Genomic DNA, 1,232 nt, shown 5'->3' on the forward strand with positions numbered 1-1,232 from the left:
GTGGATCCGGAGGTCGCTTCGGCGGTCGGTGACGAGCTCAACCGCCAGCAGACCACGCTGGAGATGATCGCCTCGGAGAACTTCGCTCCGCAGGCCGTGCTCGAAGCGCAGGGCTCGGTCCTGACCAACAAGTACGCCGAGGGCTATCCGGGCAAGCGCTACTACGGCGGCTGCGAGCACGTCGACGTCATCGAGCAGCTGGCCATCGACCGGGTCAAGGACCTGTTCGGGGCGGCCTATGCCAACGTGCAGCCGCATTCCGGGGCGCAGGCCAACGCGGCGGCGATGTTCGCGCTGCTCAAGCCGGGCGACACGATCATGGGCCTGGACCTGGCGCACGGCGGGCACCTCACGCACGGCATGAAGATCAATTTCTCCGGCAAGCTCTACAACGTGGTGCCCTACCACGTCTCCGAGACCGATCACCGGGTCGACATGGACGAGGTGGCTCGGTTGGCGCGGGAGAACCGGCCGCAGATGATCGTGGCCGGCTGGTCGGCGTATCCGCGGCAGTTGGACTTCGCGCGGTTCCGCGAGATCGCCGACGAGGTCGGGGCGTACCTGATGGTGGACATGGCGCACTTCGCCGGTCTGGTGGCCGCCGGGGTGCACCCGAGCCCGGTGCCGCACGCGCACGTGGTCACCACGACCACGCACAAGACGCTGGGTGGCCCGCGCGGTGGGGTGATCCTGTCGGCGGAGGCCGAGTTCGCGAAGAAGTTCAACTCGTCGGTGTTCCCGGGTCAGCAGGGTGGCCCGTTGGAGCACGTGATCGCCGGCAAGGCGGTGTCGTTCAAGGTGGCCGCCTCGGCGGAGTTCGCGGATCGGCAGCGGCGCACGGTGCAGGGTGCGCAGCTCGTGGCCGAGCGGCTGCAGGCCTCGGACGCGTCGGCGGCGGGGGTGCAGCTGGTGTCCGGGGGCACGGATGTGCATCTGGTGCTGGTGGATCTGCGGAATTCGGAGTTGGACGGGCAGCAGGCCGAGGACCGGTTGCACGAGATCGGGATCACGGTCAATCGCAATGCGGTGCCGAATGATCCGCGGCCGCCGATGGTGACGTCGGGGTTGCGGATCGGGACGTCGGCGTTGGCCACGCGCGGGTTCGGTGCGCAGGAGTTCTCCGAGGTGGCCGAGGTGATCGCCGAGGCGCTCAAGCCGGGGTTGGACGCGGCGACCACGGCCCAGTTGCGGGGCCGGGTCGAGGCGCTGGCCAAGGCCAACCCCCTCTACCC

Annotated in this window: 1 protein-coding gene; it reads left to right on the top strand. The window is 69.2% G+C overall.

Annotation, left to right across the window (positions count from 1 at the left end; all coding sequences use genetic code 11):
* On the top strand, positions 1-1,232 hold a 1,232-nt coding region (gene glyA, locus IQ251_RS19520), incomplete at both ends, for a serine hydroxymethyltransferase (protein ID WP_228047718.1).

Source organism: Saccharopolyspora montiporae, assembly GCF_015209505.1.
Lineage (GTDB): Bacteria > Actinomycetota > Actinomycetes > Mycobacteriales > Pseudonocardiaceae > Saccharopolyspora > Saccharopolyspora montiporae.